Genomic DNA, 19,023 nt, shown 5'->3' on the forward strand with positions numbered 1-19,023 from the left:
AGGCCTGCCGTTTCCGAGAGGGCAAGCAGATCGACATGAAGACCCAAATGATCACCCCGGCGCCGCCTGCGCGGCTTCGCCTGCGACGATGGCTCGCGCTCGGGTCCGTTGTGACAGTGCTGATCGGCGCGGCTGCGGTTGCGAATGCACAAGGTTTGGTCAAGGGCGTTCAGGACGGCGCTGCGGCCGGTAACAAGGCGGCAGGTCCGGTCGGTGGCGTTCTCGGCGGCGCTATTGGCGGCGTAGTCGGCGTCTTCACCGGTGTGCTCGGCGTCGGGAATAACAATGGCCAGGCGCCGGCTGCCAAGGACGCATCCAAGGATGCGAAGGACTCCAAGCAGCCGGGCGCCGCAAAGGACAAGGATGCCAAGAGCGCCAAGGAGAGCGCGAAAGCCGGCAAGGGTGCCAAGGCGAGCAAGGAGGCCAAGAACGCTCCGGCGGATGCGGATACCAAGGACAAGGACGTCACGGTCCTGACCCAGCCCGGCGCACCGCAACTGACCGCCGACCAGATCGTCTCCAACAGCGATTCTTATATCGAGCGGATCAAGACCGAGCTGAATCTCACGCCCGACCAGGAGAAGCACTGGTTCGGCTTCTCCAGCGCGATGCACTATCTCGGGCATAATGGCGCCGAGCGGCTCAATCTGAGAATCGAGCGCGCCAAGCGGGATCCGCCCGACGACATCATCGAGCAGATGCGCAATGAGGCGCAATTCCTGATCGACCGCGCCTCCGATCAGCGCAACGTCGCCGATGCCGCCGAACCCTTGTTCTCGAGCCTCGACGACAAACAGAAGCAGGTGTTCATCCAGGAGATGGTTCACCTCAGCCATGAGCGCGGCCTGGATTGATCAAGCTTGAGTTGGATTGCAGGGATTCGTGGAATTTTATTCGTGGAATTTAAAGGCCACGAATTCGTGAATCCTTCTCGCAAATCGGGTATGCTTAGCTTCGCAAGGTGGCTGCGAGGTTGATAATGGCGGACGGGCTCTCCGTTTTCCTGGTCGAAGACGAGGCGTTGATCCGGATGATGATGGCTGACATGGTGGCCGAGCTTGGCCATCATGTCGTCGCGGAAGCGGACAATGTGCGCGATGCGAGCGCCTTTGCGATGACCGCGCAGTACGATTTCGCGATCCTCGACATCAACCTGATGGGCGTTTATGTCGATCCGGTCGCCGATTTGATCGAGCGCCGCGGCAAGCCGTTCCTGTTCGCGACGGGCTACGGGCCGGAATTGCTGCCGTCCTTGCTCCGCCGCAGGCCGATCCTGCGCAAACCGATTGCGCTCGACCAGCTCAAGATCATGATCGACTCGCTGTTTCCGGATGCGCCGGCCAAAGCTTCGCACTGAGCCAAGGCGGCCAAACTGACATTGTCAACGATCGAGACATCGTCAACGAAAATGGCCGCCCGACAGGGGCGGCCATTTGGTGACGGAAGATCGTCAGTGTTTCACATCAGGCCGGCGCTCAGGTCGACGCCGTGTGCCATCAGGCTGAACGAGGCAATGAGCCCCAGGCCGCAGAAGATGATAATGGCTTTAAAGGAATAGTCGGTCGACCGGGTCTGGATTGCAGCCGGCATTTCGGCGAGCGAAATCATGCTCATGTTCATTCCCCCCTGTGTTGATCCTGAATTGCATCAGGTGAGGGAACTCCTAGAGCAAAAAGTTTGATGCGAGGTTGCGAGGGATCCTTAACGGAATCGCAATCGATCGCGGACTCGTCTCCGGACGAGGCGAAGTGTTGCAGCCTCAGTTGCGGCCGGCCTTCAGCACCTTGGCGATGGTGTGGGCCGTCATGGCGGCGCGGTCCGAGGCACGCTGGGCCGCCAACCGGTCCCGGGCCTTTTCCTCGATCAGCAGCTCGATCAGCGCCCTGCGCTTGCCGTCATCGTCTGCCTCGGTCAGCAGCCGGTGATAGCGGTGATAGTCGAAGCCCACATCCTGCTTACGCATGTCACGCCCCCGCATCTACGCCACACACCGGCGCGAATTGTTTCCCATCGGAAACCACGGGGCAAGCACGATCCTGCGTGGAACCGCGCGTGCGCTGCAATCAGCTGTGAATTGCTTAACGGAAGGTGCAAGGGCGGACGCGCTTCAATCCAGATTGTGGTCGGCGAACATCTTCAGGCCGACGAAGCTTGCATCGGGCTTCATGACGAGGCGCGTCGGGATGTTGCGCAAATAGTCCTGGAAGCGCCCTTTGGCTTCGAAACGCGCGCGAAATGCTGAAGCCGAAAGGAATTCCGGAAAGCGCGGCGCGATTCCGCCGGCAATGTAGACGCCGCCTCTGGCGCCGAAGGTCACCGCGAGATTGCCGGCAACCGAGCCGAGGATGTCGCAAAACATCGCCAGTGTTGCGCGGCTGAGTTCGCATGTGCCGTCCAGCGCCGCCTTCGTGATCGCTGCCGCATCGCGTTGCGGCACCTGGGCTCCGTCGACCTCGGCCATCGCCTCGTAGAGGGATTGCAGCCCGGAGCCGGAGAGGGCGCCGCGCTCGATGGAGACGTGGCCGAAGCGCCGGCGCATGGCGGCGATTACCCGCTCCTCGCGCTCGTTCTCCGCCGGAAGCGTCGCGTGGCCGGCCTCCGTGACGACAGCCAGCCGGGAGCCATGGCGCTCGACCAGGCAGGAGACGCCGAAGCCGGTCCCGGGGCCGACCACCAGCAGCGGCTCTCCGGGCATGCCGTCCTGGCCGCCGAGCGGAATCAGGTCGGCCGGCTGCAAGGCCGGCAGGGACCAGGCCACCACTTCGAAATCGTTGAGCACATGGACGCTGTCGAAGCCGAGCGCCGGCTGGAGCTCGTTGCCGTCGATCACCCACGGGCTGTTGGTCATGACGCAGCGATTGTTGGTGACGGGACCGGCGACGGCGAGGACGGCCCTGGCCGGCTTCTCGCTGTCGGCCCGCCGCAGCACGTCAGTGATGGCCTCGCGCACCGTCGGATGGTCGGCGACCTTCACGTAGTCGATCGGTCCGATCTGCTCGCCATTGCTCAGCGCGAAGCGCGCGTTGGTACCGCCGATATCGGCGAGAAGAATATTGCCTGTCTTGCCGATACTCATGACCATTTGGCTGCCTTAGCCTTGCAGGCTTTGGGAACCCTTTTCCTCCACGCCTTCGCCGCGATCCGCACGCCGCGGATATCAGAGATTCCGCCCTCGGGTACAGCTAGTCAACACGGACGAGGCCAAAGCGTTGCATCCGGGGGGATCAGCCGGCCGATCGCGCGACATCGTTGCACGTGGCCGCAGGTTGCGAAGCCGCGCGGGAAGATCGACATTGATGACAGCGGCCGACGCCGATTGCGCCGGACCGACGAAATAGGACCTGCGATGAAGATAACCGACCGCGACGTGCTGCTGGTGATCGACGTGCAGAACGATTTCTGCACCGGCGGAGCGCTCGCCGTTCCGGGCGGCGAGAAGGTCGTCCCCGCCATCAATCGGATTGCCCAGAAATTCACCAATGTGGTGCTGACGCAGGACTGGCATCCGGGCGACCACGTCTCCTTCGCCCCGAACCATGCGGGCCGTCAGCCGTTCCAGACCATCGAGCTCGACTACGGCACCCAGGTGCTCTGGCCGACGCATTGCGTCCAGGGCACGGCCGGCGCCGAATTCCATCGGGAGCTCGAGGCCACCCGCGCGAACCTTGTGGTGCGCAAGGGTTTCCGCCGCGGCATCGATTCCTATTCGGCGCTGTTCGAGAACGACCACAAGACGCCGACCGGCCTGCTCGGCTATTTGCGCGAGCGCGAGCTGAAGACCGTTTTCGTCGCCGGCCTGGCGCTCGATTTCTGCGTCCGCTTTTCCGCGGAGGATGCGCGCAAGGCGGGGTTCGAAATTGTCGTGATCGAAGACGCCTGCCGCGGCATCGACCTCGACGGCTCGATTGCGGCGACCCATCATAGCTTCAGGGAGCTCGGCATTTCCGTCGTCAGCCTGGAGGCATTCCTGTGAGGATCGCGCGATAATGGCGGAAAAGACCGGCCATCAGCCCGGCGGATCGGGCCACGTCCCCGACGACCCCATGCTGTGGCCGTTTGCGGCGGCACGGCTCGCCGTGAACGCCTGTTTCTGGTGGCTGGAGCGCGGCCCCCCGGCGAAGCAGGGCGAGGGCGATCTCCCCTGGACCACGCCCGGCACCACGGCCCTTGAGCTCGCCACCATGCGGCTGCGCGATTGTTCGCGGACGCGATCCGGTCAGCCGGCGCTGGTCTGCGCGCCCTATGCGCTGCACCGGGCGCTGATCGCGGATTTCGCACCGGGCCACAGCGTGGTGCAGTCGCTGCAACAGGGCGGGATCGATCGAATCTATCTCACCGACTGGCGCTCGGCCACGCCGGACATGCGCTATCTCTCGATCGACAGCTATCTCGGCGATCTCAACGTCGCCGTCGACGAGATCGGCGTGCCGGTCGATCTGGTCGGCCTGTGCCAGGGTGGCTGGCTGTCATTGCTCTATGCGGCGCGGTTTCCGGCTAAGGTGCGGCGGCTGGTGCTAGCAGGTGCGCCGGTCGACCTCGCGGTCGAGTCCAGGCTGTCGCAACTCGCCCGCAACGCGCCGGAGATGGTCTACGACCAGCTCGTCGCGCGCGGCGGCGGCAATGTCAGCGGCGAGGAGATGCTGCGTGTCTGGTCGAAGGCGCCAGGCCCCGACGACATCGCGGCGGCGTTGCAGAGAGACTTCTCGGACGAGGAGGGCGCGGCCCTGCTCGCGCGCTTCGACCGCTGGAACAGCGAGCCGCTGAATCTGCCGGGCACCTACTATCTCCAGATCGTCAACTGGATCTTTCGGGAGAACCGCATCGCCAGCGGCAATTTCACGGCGCTCGGCCGCACGATCGACCTGAAGGACGTCAAGTCGCCCATCTTCCTGCTGGCCGGGCTCGACGATGATGTCGTGCCGGCCATGCAAGCGCTTGCGACCGCCAGCCTCATCGGTACGCCGCCGGCTTTCGTTGCAGCAAGCTCCGAGCCGAGCAACCATCTCGGTCTGTTCATGGGCGCGCGGACTCACGCCCATGCCTGGCCCCGGATCGCGGAATGGCTGCGCAACGACCTCTCTGGCGTGCTCGCGCGCAGCGCCTGACGGTGCCTCAAGCCAAGGCCTGCAAGTCAAGGCCTGCGAAGCTGCAAATCCGTTATGCATGATCGCGGATGGCCTGCACTGGGCCCGGTCGATGGGCTAAATAGAGTCCAGGGCCGGCGACCGGCCCCGCAAGATTTAAGGGTTCTTTGCTCGATGAGCTTCCACTCGATCTACGCCCACGGGTTTGCGCGCGTTGCGGCCTGCGTCACCACCTCCCATGTGGCTGATCCCGCGGCCAATGCGAAGGCGGTCATGGCGGCGGCGAAAAATTGCGATGCGCAGTCGGTCGCGGTGGCCGTGTTTCCCGAGCTGTGCCTGTCCGGCTACGCCATCGAGGACCTCGTCAAGCAGGATCCGCTGCTCGACGCCGTCGAGCGCGGGCTCGCCGCCATCGTCGAAACTTCCTCGGCCCTGATGACCGTGCTGATCGTCGGCGCGCCGCTGCGCTTCGGCCATCGCATCTACAATTGCGCCGCCGTCATTCACCGCGGCAGCATTTTGGGCGTCGTGCCCAAGAGCTATCTGCCGACCTATCGGGAATTCTACGAGGGCCGCCATTTCGCTTCCGGCGCCGGGATCGCCGGCGAGACGATTGCCATCGGCAAGCACCACGCGCCGTTCGGGACCGACCTGCTGTTTGCCGCCGAGGATGTCCCCGGCCTCACCATCGGGGTCGAGATCTGCGAGGACATGTGGATCCCGGTGACGCCGGCGTCCGAGCTGGCGCTGGCCGGCGCGAGCGTGCTGATCAATCTGTCGGGCAGTCCCATCACGATCGGCCGGGCCCGCTCGCGTGCTCTGCTGTGCCAGTCGACCTCGGCGCGCTGCCTTGCGGCCTATGTCTATTCCGCCGCGGGGGCAGGGGAATCCACCACCGACCTCGCCTGGGACGGCCAGACCTCGATCCACGAGAACGGCGTGCTGCTGGCTGAGGGCGAGCGGTTCCGGCAGGACGGCCAGATCACGCTCGCGGACGTCGATCTCGACCTGCTCAGGCAGGAACGCGCCCTGATGGGCACGTTCGACGACAACCGCCGGCAGCGCGAGGGTCGCTTCCGCAAGGTGACATTCGCCCTGAAGCCGCCGGCCGCCGACATCGGCTTCCTGCGCAAGGTCGAGCGCTTCCCGTTCGTGCCGAGCGACGAGAGCCTGCTCGAACAGGATTGCTACGAGGCCTACAACATCCAGGTCGCAGGCCTCGTGCAGCGCATGCGCGCGACTGGCACCAAGCGTGTCGTCATCGGCGTATCAGGCGGTCTCGATTCCACCCATGCCCTGATCGTCGCCGCCAAGGCGGTCGATCTCTTGGGGCTGCCGCGCGAAAACATCCTCGCCTACACCATGCCGGGCTTTGCCACCGGCAGCGAGAGCAAGACCAATGCGCTGGCGCTGATGAAGGCGCTGCAGACCAATTGGCAGGAACTCGACATCCGCACCACGGCCACGCAGATGCTCAAAGACATCGGCCATCCCTTCGGCAAGGGCGAGAAGGTCTACGACGTCACCTTCGAGAACGTGCAGGCGGGCCTTCGCACCGACTATCTGTTCCGTCTCGCCAACCACCATGGCGGCATCGTCATCGGCACCGGCGACCTCTCCGAGCTCGCGCTCGGCTGGTGCACCTACGGCGTCGGCGACCAGATGGCGCATTATAACGTCAATGCCGGCGTGCCGAAGACGCTGATCCAGCATCTGATCCGCTGGGTGATCGCGTCGAAGCAGTTCAGCGGCGATGTGAACGGGACGCTGGCCTCGATCCTGTCGGCCGAAATCTCGCCGGAGCTCGTTCCGGTCAAGCCGGGCGAGAAGCCGCAGAGCACGGAGGCCTCAATCGGGCCCTACGAGCTGCAGGATTTCAACCTGTTCTACACGCTGCGCTTCGGTCTGCGGCCGTCCAAGATCGCCTTCATGGCGCTCCAGGCCTGGAAGGACGTCGCCGAGGGCGAGTGGCCGCCGGCATTCCCGGCCGACAAGCGCCGCGCCTACGATCTCCCGGAAATTCGGCGCTGGCTCGAGGTGTTCCTGCGCCGCTTCTTCGCCTTCAGCCAGTTCAAGCGCTCGGCGATGCCGAACGGACCGAAGGTCTCGGCCGGCGGCTCGCTGTCGCCGCGCGGCGACTGGCGTGCGCCGTCGGATTCGAGCGCTGCGGCATGGCTCGAGGATCTCGAGCGGAACGTGCCGAAATAAACGAAGAGGGCCGCCCAAAACGACTTCGCGCCGCGCGGCTGATCAAGCCGGCGGCGCGAAATTGCGTTCAGTCTAGAAAGTACCGAGGTCCGGAGTGCCTAGGAGTCCGGACCTCGTCACCTTGCCCCAGCCTTTGATCCCCCGCCCCAGATGGTCCCCCAACCCCGTGGTGCGCGATCAGAGGGTGATGCCCTTGAAGGCCGCCGATCGATGTCCGCGATGTACGGGAGATCGGCATAGGATACCATTCCGGTTCACTACGGACTTAATCCCGCTTGATTTCGCGCGCGGATGCATGCGCCTGCACGCGCTGCGCTCGCGCTGCCCGAAATCGATGCAAGCGCGCTGCAGGATGTCCACATCTCCCGAATCCGCATTTCACCGGCCTGTCATTGAACTGGTCTAGCGCTGCTCCCCGTCATCGTTGACGATCAAGGGAGCAAGCCATGTCGAAGCCGGTGTTGGGCGCCGCACTGTCCATCAAATCGATCCCCGCGCATCGTGACTGGCTTCTGGAGCGACAACGCGATCTCGAAATCCAGGACTTCTTTCGCGCCGATCTGCTCGACGGCGACTGGCGCAGTGCCGCAACCGACATCAAGCAGATGCTCGCAGGCCATACCGGCCGTCTCGGCATCCACGGCCCGTTCTGGGGCTTCAAGATCGACAGCCACGATTCCTTGATCCGTCAGGCCGTGACCAAGCGCCTGCTGCAGGGGCTTGATGCCGCTGAATTCCTCGGCGCGACGCAGATGGTGGTGCATTCGCCGTTCACGACCTGGGACCACAACAATCTCGATCTCTATCCCGACAACCGCGCCAACATCGTCGAGCGCGTGAAAGCGACGCTGGCCGAGGTCATCGCCCGCGCGGAGACCATCGGCTGCGAGATCGTCATCGAGAACATCGAGGACAAGGACCCGCGCGACCGCGTACGTCTCGCCAAGGCGCTCGAAAGCAGCAAGGTCCGCGTCTCCCTCGACACCGGCCACGCCAATTACGCCCACATCTCTACCGGTGCGCCGCCGGCCGACTATTACGTCGAAACCGCCGGTGACATGTTGACGCATGTGCACCTCCAGGACACCGACGGCTTTGCAGATCGGCACTGGGCGCCGGGTGAAGGCAACATTGCGTGGGTGGCCGTGTTCCGCGCGCTGGGCCGGTTGAATTCCAATCCGCGGCTGATCCTCGAGCTGCGCAATCACGACGATGTTCGCAAGGGCGCAGCCCATCTCGCCGCGCTCGGTCTCGCCGAATAACCGACAATCACCAGAGGGTAGGGGTCACCGTTATGAGCAAGCTCACCCGTCGCACCATCCTGAAATCCGGCACCGCTGCCGCCGGCACGCTGCTGCTGCCGCGCTTTGCGATCGGGCAAGGCGACAACCGTCCGTCGGTGACCATCGCCGTGCAGAAGGTAACGAACGCCAACGTGCTCGACGTGCTGCGCGAGCAGTCCAATGTCGGCGAGCGTGTGTTCTTCTCCTCGATCTGGGAAGGGCTGATCTCGAAGGATTTCCGCGGCAATCTCGAAGCCGTGCCGGGCCTCGCCACCGAATGGCGCCGCATCGACGACCAGACCGTCGAGGTGAAGCTGCGCCAGGGCGTGAAATTCCACAATGGCGACGAGCTGACCGCCGAAGACGTCGTCTTCACCTTCAGTCGCGAGCGCATGTTCGGCGAGACCGAAGCCAAAAGCCGCTCCACCATCCAGGCTTTCGAGAAGATCCCGATGCCGAAGCCCGGCAAGGAGCTGCCGCCTGATGTGCCCGCGGTTGCGCGCCGCATCTGGCCCGACCTCGTGCGCGTCGATGCCGTCGACAAGTACACGGTGCGCTTCTACAACGCGACGCCCGACGTCACCATCGAGGGCCGGCTGTCGCGCTACGGCTCCGACATCGCCAACCGCCGTGCCTGGGATGAATCCGCGAGCTATCTCGACTGGGCGCGCAAGCCGGTTACCACCGGTCCCTACAAGGTCGTCGAGCTCAAGCCCGACGTCTCGCTGACGCTCGAAGCCCACGACGAATATTGGGGCGGCCGCCCGCCGCTCAAGCGCATCCGCTTCCTCGAAGTGCCCGAGGTCGCGAGCCGCATCAACGGGCTGTTGTCGGGCGAATACCAGTTCGCCTGCGACATCCCGCCGGACCAGATCGCCGGCATCGAGAAGAACGCGGCGTTCGAAGTGCAGGGCGGCACTATTCTCAATCACCGCCTAACCGTGTTCGACAAGAACCACGCCCGGCTGGCCAATCCCCTGGTGCGCCGTGCCTTCACGCACGCGATCGACCGCCAGGCCATCGTCGACAGCCTGTGGGCCGGCCGCACCCGCGTGCCAAAGGGCCTGCAGTGGGAGTTCTACGGCGACATGTTCAACGCCGACTGGAGCGTGCCGGCTTATGATCCGAAGCTCGCGCAGGACCTGTTGAAGCAGGCGAACTACAAGGGCGATCCGATCCCGTACCGCCTGCTCAACAACTACTACACCAACCAGGTCGCGACCGCGCAGGTGCTGGTCGAGATGTGGAAGTCGGTCGGCCTCAACGTCGAGATCGAGACCAAGGAGAACTGGTCGCAGATCATGGAGCGCGCGCCGAACCGCGCGGTGCGCGATTGGTCGAATTCCGCCGCCTTCAACGATCCGGTGTCATCGCTGGTCGCGCAACATGGCCCGAATGGCCAGCAGCAGCAGATCGGCGAATGGACCAATGTCGAGCTGAACAAGCTCTCGGAGTTTCTGGAGACCTCGACCGACCGCGCCGCGCGCAAGAAGGCGTTCCACCGCATGCTGGAGATCGCCGAGCGCGAAGACCCCGCCTATACGGTGCTGCATCAGAACGCGACCTTCACGGCCAAGCCGAAATCGATCAAGTGGAAGGCATCGCCGGCATTCGCGATGGACTTCCGCGCCGGCAATTTCGAGGTCTAGGCCGTGGCGTCGCTGATCAGCATCCAGGCCCTCAGTGTTGCCTTCAACGGCGTGCCGGTCCTGCACGGCGTCGATCTTACCTTGCAAAAAGGCGAGGCCCTCGGCCTCGTCGGCGAGTCCGGCTCGGGCAAGTCGGTGACGTGGCTCGCCGCGCTTGGCCTGTTGCCGCGGCACGCGATGGTCTCGGGTTCCGTCCGTATCGACGGCCGCGAAATTCTCGGTGCGCCGGCCTCGGAGCTCGACCGGGTGCGGGGCGGGCGGGTGGCCATGATCTTCCAGGATCCGGCGAGCGCGCTCAATCCGGTGCTGACCATCCGCAAGCAGCTCTGCGAGGCGCTGGCCTTGCATCGCGATCTCTCGGGCGATGCCGTGAAGGCCGAGGCACTCCGGCTCCTCAATCTCGTCGGCATTCCCGACGCGGCGCGGCGGATGTCCGCCTATCCGCATGAATTCTCCGGCGGCCAGGTCCAGCGCATCATGATCGCGATGGCGCTGGCCGGAAATCCTGATCTGCTGATCGCGGACGAACCGACGACTGCGCTCGACGCCACCATCCAGGCGCAGATTCTGGAGCTGCTCTCCACCATCCGCCGCGAGATGAGCATGGCGATGGTCCTGATCAGCCACGATCTCGGCGTCGTTGCCGAGAACTGCGACCGCGTCGCGGTGATGTATGCCGGCCGCATCGTCGAGCAGGCGCCCGCCAACCAGCTCTTCGCCGATCCCGTGCACCCCTATGCGCAGGGCCTCATCGGCGCGCTGCCGCCACTCGATGGGCCGCGCCGCCGTCTCACCGCCATTCCCGGCACCGTGCCGGATCCCGCGCACATGCCTGATGGATGCGCCTTCGCGCCACGCTGTGCGCTGGTGGCCGAGCCCTGCGGCCTCGCCGCGCCGACCCTTGCGCCGATCGCAAACGACCGTGCTGTTGCCTGCATTTGCGCCGCGGCCTCGCGCCGCGCGCTGCTCGGGATCGCCGCCGAATGAGCGCGCCGCTCGTCGAGGTGTCCTCGATCTCGCGCAGCTACAGCATGCGCTCCGGGATGTTCGGCCGCAGCACGGCCGTGCATGCTGTCGACGGCGTCTCGCTGAGCCTTCCCAGGGGCGAAACGCTCGGTCTCGTCGGCGAGTCCGGCTCGGGCAAGTCCACGACGGGGCGCATCGTGCTCGGCCTCGAGCCGCCCGATCGCGGCGAGGTCCGCTTCGGCGGCAAGCCGATGGCCACGCCGGGGACACAGTCGTGGCGCGCACAGCGCGCCCGCATGCAGATGATCTTTCAGGATCCGCTCGGCGCGCTGGACCGACGCTTGCCGGCGGCGACCCAGATCCGCGAGCCCCTCGACATTCACGGTCTCGGCACGCCGGCCGAGCGCGAGGATCGCGTCCGCGAGTTGCTGCGCGCCGTCGAACTGACGCCGGCACATGGCGCACGCTATCCGGGCGCGCTGTCGGGCGGCCAGCGCCAGCGCATCGTGCTGGCGCGGGCGCTGGCGACAAAACCCGATTTCCTCGTCTGCGACGAGCCGGTCAGCGCGCTCGACGTCTCGATCCAGGCCCAGGTGGTGAATTTGCTTTGCGATCTCCAGGCACAGCTTGGGCTGACGCTGCTGTTCATCAGCCACGATCTGCGGGTCGTCCGGCAGATCAGCAATGTCGTCGCCGTGATGTATCTCGGCCGCATCGTCGAGATCGGCAGCGCCGACGATCTCTTTGCCCGGCCCGAACATCCGTACACGCAGGCGCTGGTCTCGGCTTCGCCCGCACCGGGCCGCCGCAGCGCAGGCCGCATCGTGCTTTCCGGCGATCCGCCGAACCCGGCCGCCCGTCCGAACGGCTGCGCGTTCCATCCCCGTTGCCCGCGCGCCGTTGCGCGCTGCGCGAGCGAGGTGCCGGCGCTCTCGGCCGTCGGCGGTGATCGCCAGGTGGCCTGCCATCTCGTGACCGGGCCGCAGGCCGCGACGCGGGACGCCGCGTGATGGGACGTTATTTCGCCATCCGCAGTGGACGCGCGGCGCTGACGATCGTGCTCGTCGTCACCTTCGCCTTCGTCGTGCTGCGGCTATCAGGCGATCCCGCGCTGATGATTTTGGGACCGGAAGCGCCGCCTGAGGTCCTCGCGGCCTTCCGCAAGGCGTGGGGCCTCGATGATCCCATCTGGTTCCAGTATCTCGATTACTTCGGCGCCATCGCCAAGGGCGAGCTCGGCCGTTCCATGCGTGACGGACGGCCGGCGATCCAGCTCGTGTTGGAGCGGATTCCGGCCACGCTGGCGCTGACGCTGCCGGCCTTCTTCTTCAAGGTCGCGCTCGGCATTCCCGCCGGCATCTACGCCGCGCTGCATCGCGGTTCTGGGATCGACCGCGCCGTGATGATGACGGCGGTCGCCGGCTTCACTGTGCCGAGCTTTGTGCTCGCGCTGCTGCTTGTGCTCATCTTCGCCGTGCAGCTCGGCTGGCTCCCCTCAGGCGGGCAAGACAGCTGGCGTCACGCCATCCTGCCGATCGTGACGCTCAGCCTCGGTGGCGCCGCCGTGCTGGCGCGGTTCACCCGCAGCGCCATGCTGGAGGTGCTGGGCCAGCCCTATATCCGCACGGCGTCGGCGAAAGGCGTGCCCTGGCATCGCGTTGTGATCTCGCATGCGCTGCCTAACGCGGCGATCCCGACCGTCACCATTCTGGGCTTCATGGTTGGCTCGCTGATCGCGGGCGCGGTGGTGGTCGAAAGCGTGTTCTCGTGGCCGGGAGTAGGGCGCTTGCTCGTCGTCGCCGTCGCCAACCGCGACCTGGCCGTCGTGCAATGCATCCTGCTGCTGGTCGCACTGACCATGGTCACGTCGAACCTGGTCGTCGATTTCCTCTACGGCTTCCTCGACCCGCGCCTCCGGGCCAAAGGGGCTCATGCATGAAGCGAGTGCAGGCATGACCGACGCGACCTTGAAGGACAGCACCGTCCGCCGCCGCATCAGCCTGCCGGCGATCCCGGTGTCCGTCGCGCTGGCGGTCGGCTGGATCATCGCCATGCTGGTGATCGCCGCGCTGGCCGAGAAGATCGCGCCCTATGGTTACACCCAATTCGATCTGCGCAATCGCCTGGCTGCGCCCGGCAATGTCGCGCACTGGCTCGGCACCGACGAGCTCGGCCGCGACGTGCTGTCGCGGCTCCTCGTCTCGATCCGCATCTCGCTGCTGATCGCGTTCGGCGCGACCGCGATCTCGGCCGTGGCCGGCACCACGCTGGGCTTCCTCGCCGCGCATTTTCGCGGGGCCGTCGAGCAGTTCGTGCTGATGCTGACCGACTTCCAGGCCAGCATGCCGTTCCTGATCATGGCGCTCGCCGTGCTCGCTTTCTTCGGCAATTCGCTGCCGCTGCTGATCGGCCTGATGGGCCTGTTCGGTTGGGAACGCTATGCCCGCATCGCCCGCGGCCTCGCCATCTCAGCCAATGCGCAGGGCTACGCCGCCGCCGTCCGCCAGTTGGGCGCGAGGCCGGCGCGGATCTATTTGCGACACATCCTGCCCAACATTGCCTCGACCCTGATCGTCTCGACCACGCTGGTCTTCCCCGAGGTGATCCTGATGGAATCGGGCCTGTCCTTCCTCGGCCTCGGCGTGCAGCCGCCGATGACCAGCCTCGGCAACATGGTCGGCTATGGCCGCGAGTATTTGACCCGGGCGCCCTGGATCATGCTCGCACCGGCAACCACGATCGTCGTGACCACGCTGGCCGTCTCCGTGATCGGCGACTGGCTGCGGGATCGGCTGGACCCGACACTGTAGCCCGCGCCGGGAGCAGGGGAGGCCTGCATGGGGCCAATCCGGCCCTGTCCAGCCCAAGTTCCCGTTGCGCCGACCGACCCCGTGCGCTATCCGGCCACAAAGGCCTGAGGCGGCTTCGATATTTCCCGCCCGGCCGGCCAAACCCGAGGACGGAAACCGCCATGCCAGCCTATCGCTCCCGCACCACCACCCACGGCCGTAACATGGCGGGCGCCCGCGGCCTTTGGCGCGCGACGGGCATGAAGGACGGCGATTTCGGCAAGCCGATCATAGCGGTCGTCAATTCCTTCACCCAGTTCGTGCCCGGCCACGTCCATCTGAAGGACCTCGGCCAGCTCGTCGCCCGCGAGATCGAGCAGGCCGGCGGCGTGGCCAAGGAATTCAACACCATCGCGGTCGACGACGGCATCGCCATGGGCCATGACGGCATGCTCTACAGCCTGCCGTCGCGTGAGCTGATCGCTGACAGCGTCGAGTACATGGCCAACGCGCATTGCGCCGACGGCCTCGTCTGCATCTCCAACTGCGACAAGATCACGCCCGGCATGCTGATGGCCGCGCTGCGGCTCAACATCCCCGCCGTGTTCATCTCGGGCGGCCCGATGGAGGCCGGCAAGGTCAAGCTCGCCGGCAAGACCAAGGCGGTCGACCTCATCGACGCCATGGTGGCGGCTGCCGACTCCAAGGTCAGCGACGAGGACGTCAAGGTGATCGAGCGCTCGGCGTGCCCGACCTGCGGCTCCTGCTCGGGCATGTTCACCGCCAACTCGATGAACTGCCTGACCGAGGCGCTTGGCCTGGCGCTGCCCGGCAACGGCACCGTGGTCGCCACCCATGCCGACCGCAAGCGGCTGTTCGTCGAGGCCGGCCACACCATTGTCGATCTGGTCCGCCGCTACTACGAGCAGGACGATGCCTCCGTGCTGCCGCGCAACGTCGCCAACTTCAAGGCGTTCGAGAACGCGATGACCCTCGACATCGCGATGGGCGGCTCGACCAACACCGTGCTGCATCTGCTGGCCGCCGCCCATGAGGGCGAGGTCGCGTTCACCATGCAGGACATCGACCGCCTGTCACGCCGCGTGCCCGTGCTCTGCAAGGTCGCACCATCGGTCGCCGACGTTCACGTCGAGGACGTGCATCGCGCCGGCGGCATCATGGGCATCCTGGGCGAACTCGACCGCGCCGGCCTGATCGACACTTCGGTCTCGACCGTGCATGCGCCGACCATGAACGAGGCGCTGGAGCGCTGGGACATCAAGCGCTCGAAGAGCGAGTCCGTCCGTACTTTCTTCCGTGCTTCGCCGGGCGGCATCCCGACGCAGGTCGCCTTCAGCCAGGAGCGCCGTTACGACGAGCTCGATGCCGACCGCGAGAAGGGCGTGGTGCGCAACCTCGCGCACGCCTTCAGCAAGGACGGCGGCCTCGCCGTGCTCTACGGCAACCTCGCGCAGGACGGCTGCATCGTGAAGACCGCGGGCGTCGATGCCTCGATCCTGAAATTCTCCGGCCCCGCACGGGTGTTCGAGAGCCAGGACGCGGCCGTCGAAGGCATTCTGGGCGGCAAGGTCACGGCCGGTGAGATCGTCGTCATCATCTACGAAGGCCCGCGTGGTGGCCCCGGCATGCAGGAAATGCTGTATCCGACCAGCTATCTGAAATCGATGGGCCTCGGCAAGGCTTGCGCGCTCGTCACCGACGGACGCTTCTCCGGCGGCTCCTCGGGTCTCTCGATCGGCCATCTCTCGCCGGAAGCGGCCGAGGGCGGCAATATCGGTCTGGTGCGGACCGGCGATCGTATCGCCATCGACATTCCGAACCGCAGCATCAACCTCGAAGTCTCCGACGAGGAGCTCGCCGATCGCCGCGCGGCGGAGGAGGCGAAGGGCGATGCCGCCTGGCAGCCTGCACCGCGCAGGCGCAACGTCTCGACCGCGCTGCAGGCCTACGCTGCGCTCACCACCAGCGCTGCGCGCGGCGCGGTGCGTGAAGTGAAGCGGCGCACGAAGTAAGCGCGTCTTGCGCGTGCGTGACCGCGAACGTCGCGGTCACGCCGGCGCGCATGGTCAACAAGTTCTGAACGGCCGGTGAAAACCGGCCGTTCGCGTTAAGGATGCCCCGACGAACTTCGGCAGCTTTGGATTTTGCGGCGTATACTGCACGCGACCTTCGCAAATCCATTTTGGGCAACTGGGGCACCAACCTAATGTCTCGTACTCTTGCTGTCGTTTTCTCCGCGGCCGTCGCTGCGATTGCCATGACGACCGCGGCCTCCGCCGGCTGCTACAATTGCTACGCGCCGCCGCAGCCGTGCACGACCTGCTATCAGCAGCAATACGTCGCGCCGCAATACCGCACCGTCGATGAGACCGTGATGGTGTCGCCCGGTGCGACCGTCGCGCATCGCACGCCGGCGCAGTACCGCACCGTGATGGTTCCGCAAACCGTGATGGTGGCGCCGCCGAGCGTTCAGTACGAGCGCATTCCACCGCAGTACGCCACGCGCCAGCGCACCGAGATGGTCTCGCCGGGCTATTCCTATTACGCGCCAGTGGTGCCGAGCTGCAGCAATTGCGGCTACTGAGCCAACGCAACAGAAGACGAACGCAACAAACGGCCTTCGCGCGGTGCCCCAAAAAGGGCGCCGCGTTTTCTTTTGCGGGCTTAAGTTAAACGAGGCCCGGAAATGGAGGCGAATCCAACCGGGCCTCGCGACCGGCGACGCCCTGGGAGATGTCGCCGGTCCTGACCGAGGCTAGAGGACCAAACTGACGCGCGCCTGACAGATCCCGTTCCCGCCCTGGGAAAAGCGGGCAGGCGGCGTGAGCAGTCCAACTTCGCGTTGCCTTGCGCGGCCGACTACGTTAAGCGACAGCCATTCCGGACGTGCAGTCCAGGCTTGGAAGGGTGGCCGAGTGGTTTAAGGCACCGGTCTTGAAAACCGGCGTGCCCGCAAGGGTACCGTGGGTTCGAATCCCACCCCTTCCGCCAGTATATTGTTCGCCACTGTTCGTGGTCGTTCGAACTCCACAGCAAATTCAGTGACTTACGCCGAAAGACTGTACTTCGCAGTTCGTCGGTGTTCTTCCTAATCGGGTCGCTGACCGTAGCTGAAGACCGTGGGTTCGGAGGACGATTCTCTCGGAGGAACAATGGCTGGACGGCTCAAACCACTCGACGTAGAGCGCCTCATAAAGCCCGGCAAATACGCCGACGGCGGCGGCCTCTACTTGATCGTTACGGGACCAACGTCGAAAAGCTGGTCATATAGATATTGGAAAGACGGCAAAGAGCGGTGGCACGGTCTCGGCTCGCTGAAGGAAGTGTCGCTGAAGGACGCGCGGCTCGCTCGGGATGCGGCCCGGCTGCGCGTCAAAGGTGATCGCAGCACAGCCGGGATCGATATCGTTCGGGAACGACGAAAAGCACGCGAAGAGGCGAAAGCTCTCGTGGCGAAGGTGGTCCTGCCGACCTTCGAAGAATGCGCCGAAGCGTACATTCGTGCGAACTGGTCGACCTGGAGTGAGAAGCATCGAGATCAGTGGCCGTCCTCCCTCAAGGGCTATGCCTACGCCACCATCGGCAAACTGACGATCCCAGAGATCAAGCCAAGCCATATCCACGATCTGCTGGAGCCGATTTGGGTGGAGAAGCGGGAGACTGCGAACCGCGTCCGCGGCCGAATTGAAACGATCATCGCAAAGAACGTTGATATCGATGATCCGGACTTCCGCAATCCAGCCGAACTTACACGGCAGATGCGCGAGAAACTGCCAAAGCGTTCCAAGCGAGTCGTTCGGCATCATCCCGCCTTGTCTTATGCCGAAGCACCGGCATTCTTGAAGCTTCTTTCTAGTGCTCCGGGCAGAGCTGCAGCCATGTTGCGCTTCCTAATCTTCACGGCTTGCCGCACTAACGAGGCAGTCGACGGGCATTGGTCCGAGATCGATCGGCCAAACTCGACTTGGAAAATTCCGGGCGAGCGAATGAAGATGGACCAGGACCATTACGTCCCCTTGTCCGAACCTGCACTGGCGGTACTTGATGAGTTGCGAGATGGACGACAAGACGAACTGATCTTCACCAGTCCTGATGGCGGAGCATTTTCGGAGAACGCAATGCTCGCAGTGCTTGATCGTCTCGGCTACGGACACGTGACGGTGCATGGCTTCCGGTCAACCTTCGCAACTTGGGCGGAGGAATGCACCGATTATCCGGACGGCGTACGCGAAGCCGCGCTGGCCCACAAATACAAGAGCGAGACCACCGCAGCCTATCAGCGAGGCCAAAAGTTGGAAAAGCGACGGGCTCTAATGAAGGATTGGGCCGCATTCCTCACTGGCAGCAATGTGTTCCAGCTGCAAGACCGCAGGATGGGATAGCCATGGCGGGCACCATGGCAGGTGAGGCCGCGTAGGCCGATCGCGGCGACATCGGCGCCCAACAGCGATAGTGGGATCATCATTGTGCCGTTCGGTGATCACCTCGGCAATGACCGCTCCGTCCCGCTCGGAACAGGTGCCGAGATGCGCGAAGGGAAACCAACGGAACACAGAAGAAGAATAGACGGCTCGGATCTGAGCTGACTGTGCCAAAAGCGCCTCTAGCCCGGGCGGTCGGCTATCAAGCATCCTCAACTTCGATCACGGTCGAGAGCAAGTCAGCTGTTACAACAAGGCTGTTGCGTATCTCGGCAAGCCGTTGCTTGGAAAGCAACACCGGTCTGTGAGATAGTTTTAGAACGAACTCAAACACTCGATCCGAATGACGCATGAGCTGTAACAGGTGCTCGCCGCTCGGGCCGTTCGATCCCGATAGCCAATTCTTGGCTGTACGTTCGTTGGCGCCGGTCCACCGCATCAAAGTTTTATGAGCTTGATGACTGTTACCAAGCTCTGATTTGAGAATTTCTGCGATCAACGCCGCATAGTTGGACGTAGCGGACCTTTGGCCAATTGGAAACTTCTTGCCCGTTTTTGGAAACATGTTTCCCCCCGAGCCGCGTTATAATTTCACTCAGCCC

General features: G+C 64.6%; 18 protein-coding genes and 1 tRNA gene. 15 read left to right on the top strand and 4 right to left on the bottom strand.

Annotated elements, in window-relative coordinates; genetic code table 11:
* Positions 1-47: 47 nt before the first annotated feature.
* Together K3F49_RS36345 and K3F49_RS36350 are read left to right on the top strand one after the other, a co-directional pair.
* Positions 48-854, top strand: coding sequence for a Spy/CpxP family protein refolding chaperone (locus K3F49_RS36345; protein ID WP_234685710.1), 807 nt, complete (start codon positions 48-50; stop codon positions 852-854).
* 125 nt (positions 855-979) lie between these two features.
* Positions 980-1,357 (top strand): response regulator, encoded by a 378-nt coding sequence (locus K3F49_RS36350; protein WP_234685672.1) that lies wholly within the window; start codon positions 980-982, stop codon positions 1,355-1,357.
* A gap of 101 nt (positions 1,358-1,458) precedes the next feature.
* Here K3F49_RS36350 and K3F49_RS36355 read toward each other — a convergent pair whose 3' ends face one another.
* The 3 genes from K3F49_RS36355 to glk all read right to left on the bottom strand — a co-directional run bounded on the left by K3F49_RS36355 (position 1,459) and on the right by glk (position 3,076).
* Positions 1,459-1,614 (bottom strand): hypothetical protein, encoded by a 156-nt coding sequence (locus tag K3F49_RS36355; RefSeq protein ID WP_187436860.1) that lies wholly within the window; start codon positions 1,612-1,614, stop codon positions 1,459-1,461.
* A gap of 145 nt (positions 1,615-1,759) precedes the next feature.
* Entirely contained in the window at positions 1,760-1,963 is a 204-nt protein-coding gene (locus tag K3F49_RS36360; RefSeq protein WP_234685673.1) for a hypothetical protein, read from the bottom strand.
* 144 nt (positions 1,964-2,107) lie between these two features.
* Positions 2,108-3,076 carry a glucokinase gene (gene glk, locus K3F49_RS36365; protein ID WP_234685711.1) on the bottom strand — a complete coding sequence of 323 codons (969 nt, stop codon included), beginning with the start codon at positions 3,074-3,076 and terminating at the stop codon, positions 2,108-2,110.
* Positions 3,077-3,346: 270 nt separating this feature from the next.
* Between glk and pncA the strand changes: the two genes are divergently transcribed.
* The 13 genes from pncA to K3F49_RS36430 all read left to right on the top strand — a co-directional run bounded on the left by pncA (position 3,347) and on the right by K3F49_RS36430 (position 18,382).
* On the top strand, positions 3,347-3,973 hold the full coding sequence (gene pncA / locus K3F49_RS36370; protein ID WP_234685674.1) for a bifunctional nicotinamidase/pyrazinamidase: 627 nt from the start codon (positions 3,347-3,349) through the stop codon (positions 3,971-3,973).
* Positions 3,974-3,986: 13 nt separating this feature from the next.
* Positions 3,987-5,105: an alpha/beta fold hydrolase gene (locus K3F49_RS36375; RefSeq protein ID WP_234685675.1), complete on the top strand. Its 1,119-nt coding sequence runs from the start codon at positions 3,987-3,989 to the stop codon at positions 5,103-5,105.
* A 153-nt stretch (positions 5,106-5,258) separates the two neighbouring features.
* A complete protein-coding gene (locus K3F49_RS36380; RefSeq protein ID WP_234685676.1) occupies positions 5,259-7,292 on the top strand; it encodes an NAD(+) synthase in 2,034 nt (677 codons plus the stop codon).
* Between the two features lie 446 nt (positions 7,293-7,738).
* Positions 7,739-8,554, top strand: coding sequence for a sugar phosphate isomerase/epimerase family protein (locus K3F49_RS36385; protein WP_234685677.1), 816 nt, complete (start codon positions 7,739-7,741; stop codon positions 8,552-8,554).
* Positions 8,555-8,586: 32 nt separating this feature from the next.
* Positions 8,587-10,224, top strand: coding sequence for an ABC transporter substrate-binding protein (locus K3F49_RS36390; protein ID WP_234685678.1), 1,638 nt, complete (start codon positions 8,587-8,589; stop codon positions 10,222-10,224).
* 3 nt (positions 10,225-10,227) lie between these two features.
* The gene (locus K3F49_RS36395; RefSeq protein WP_234685679.1) at positions 10,228-11,211 is read left to right on the top strand and encodes an ABC transporter ATP-binding protein; all 984 of its coding nucleotides are present in this window, start codon (positions 10,228-10,230) and stop codon (positions 11,209-11,211) included.
* On the top strand, positions 11,208-12,200 hold the full coding sequence (locus K3F49_RS36400; protein ID WP_234685680.1) for an ABC transporter ATP-binding protein: 993 nt from the start codon (positions 11,208-11,210) through the stop codon (positions 12,198-12,200). Before K3F49_RS36395 ends, K3F49_RS36400 begins: the two co-directional genes overlap by 4 nt.
* Positions 12,200-13,129, top strand: a complete 930-nt coding sequence (locus K3F49_RS36405) for an ABC transporter permease (protein WP_234685681.1) — start codon at positions 12,200-12,202, stop codon at positions 13,127-13,129. Before K3F49_RS36400 ends, K3F49_RS36405 begins: the two co-directional genes overlap by 1 nt.
* Positions 13,130-13,142: 13 nt before the next feature.
* Positions 13,143-14,000, top strand: coding sequence for an ABC transporter permease (locus tag K3F49_RS36410; RefSeq protein ID WP_234685682.1), 858 nt, complete (start codon positions 13,143-13,145; stop codon positions 13,998-14,000).
* 161 nt (positions 14,001-14,161) lie between these two features.
* A complete protein-coding gene (ilvD, locus tag K3F49_RS36415; protein ID WP_234685683.1) occupies positions 14,162-16,012 on the top strand; it encodes a dihydroxy-acid dehydratase in 1,851 nt (616 codons plus the stop codon).
* A gap of 245 nt (positions 16,013-16,257) precedes the next feature.
* Positions 16,258-16,584, top strand: a complete 327-nt coding sequence (locus K3F49_RS36420) for a hypothetical protein (protein ID WP_234685712.1) — start codon at positions 16,258-16,260, stop codon at positions 16,582-16,584.
* A gap of 317 nt (positions 16,585-16,901) precedes the next feature.
* Positions 16,902-16,991 (top strand) — tRNA-Ser (locus K3F49_RS36425).
* A gap of 161 nt (positions 16,992-17,152) precedes the next feature.
* Entirely contained in the window at positions 17,153-18,382 is a 1,230-nt protein-coding gene (locus K3F49_RS36430) for a tyrosine-type recombinase/integrase (protein ID WP_234685684.1), read from the top strand.
* Positions 18,383-18,623: 241 nt separating this feature from the next.
* Here K3F49_RS36430 and K3F49_RS36435 read toward each other — a convergent pair whose 3' ends face one another.
* On the bottom strand, positions 18,624-18,986 hold the full coding sequence (locus tag K3F49_RS36435) for a hypothetical protein (RefSeq protein ID WP_234685685.1): 363 nt from the start codon (positions 18,984-18,986) through the stop codon (positions 18,624-18,626).
* Between the last annotated feature and the right edge of the window lie 37 nt (positions 18,987-19,023).

The organism is Bradyrhizobium monzae, from assembly GCF_021458635.1.
Classification (GTDB): domain Bacteria; phylum Pseudomonadota; class Alphaproteobacteria; order Rhizobiales; family Xanthobacteraceae; genus Bradyrhizobium.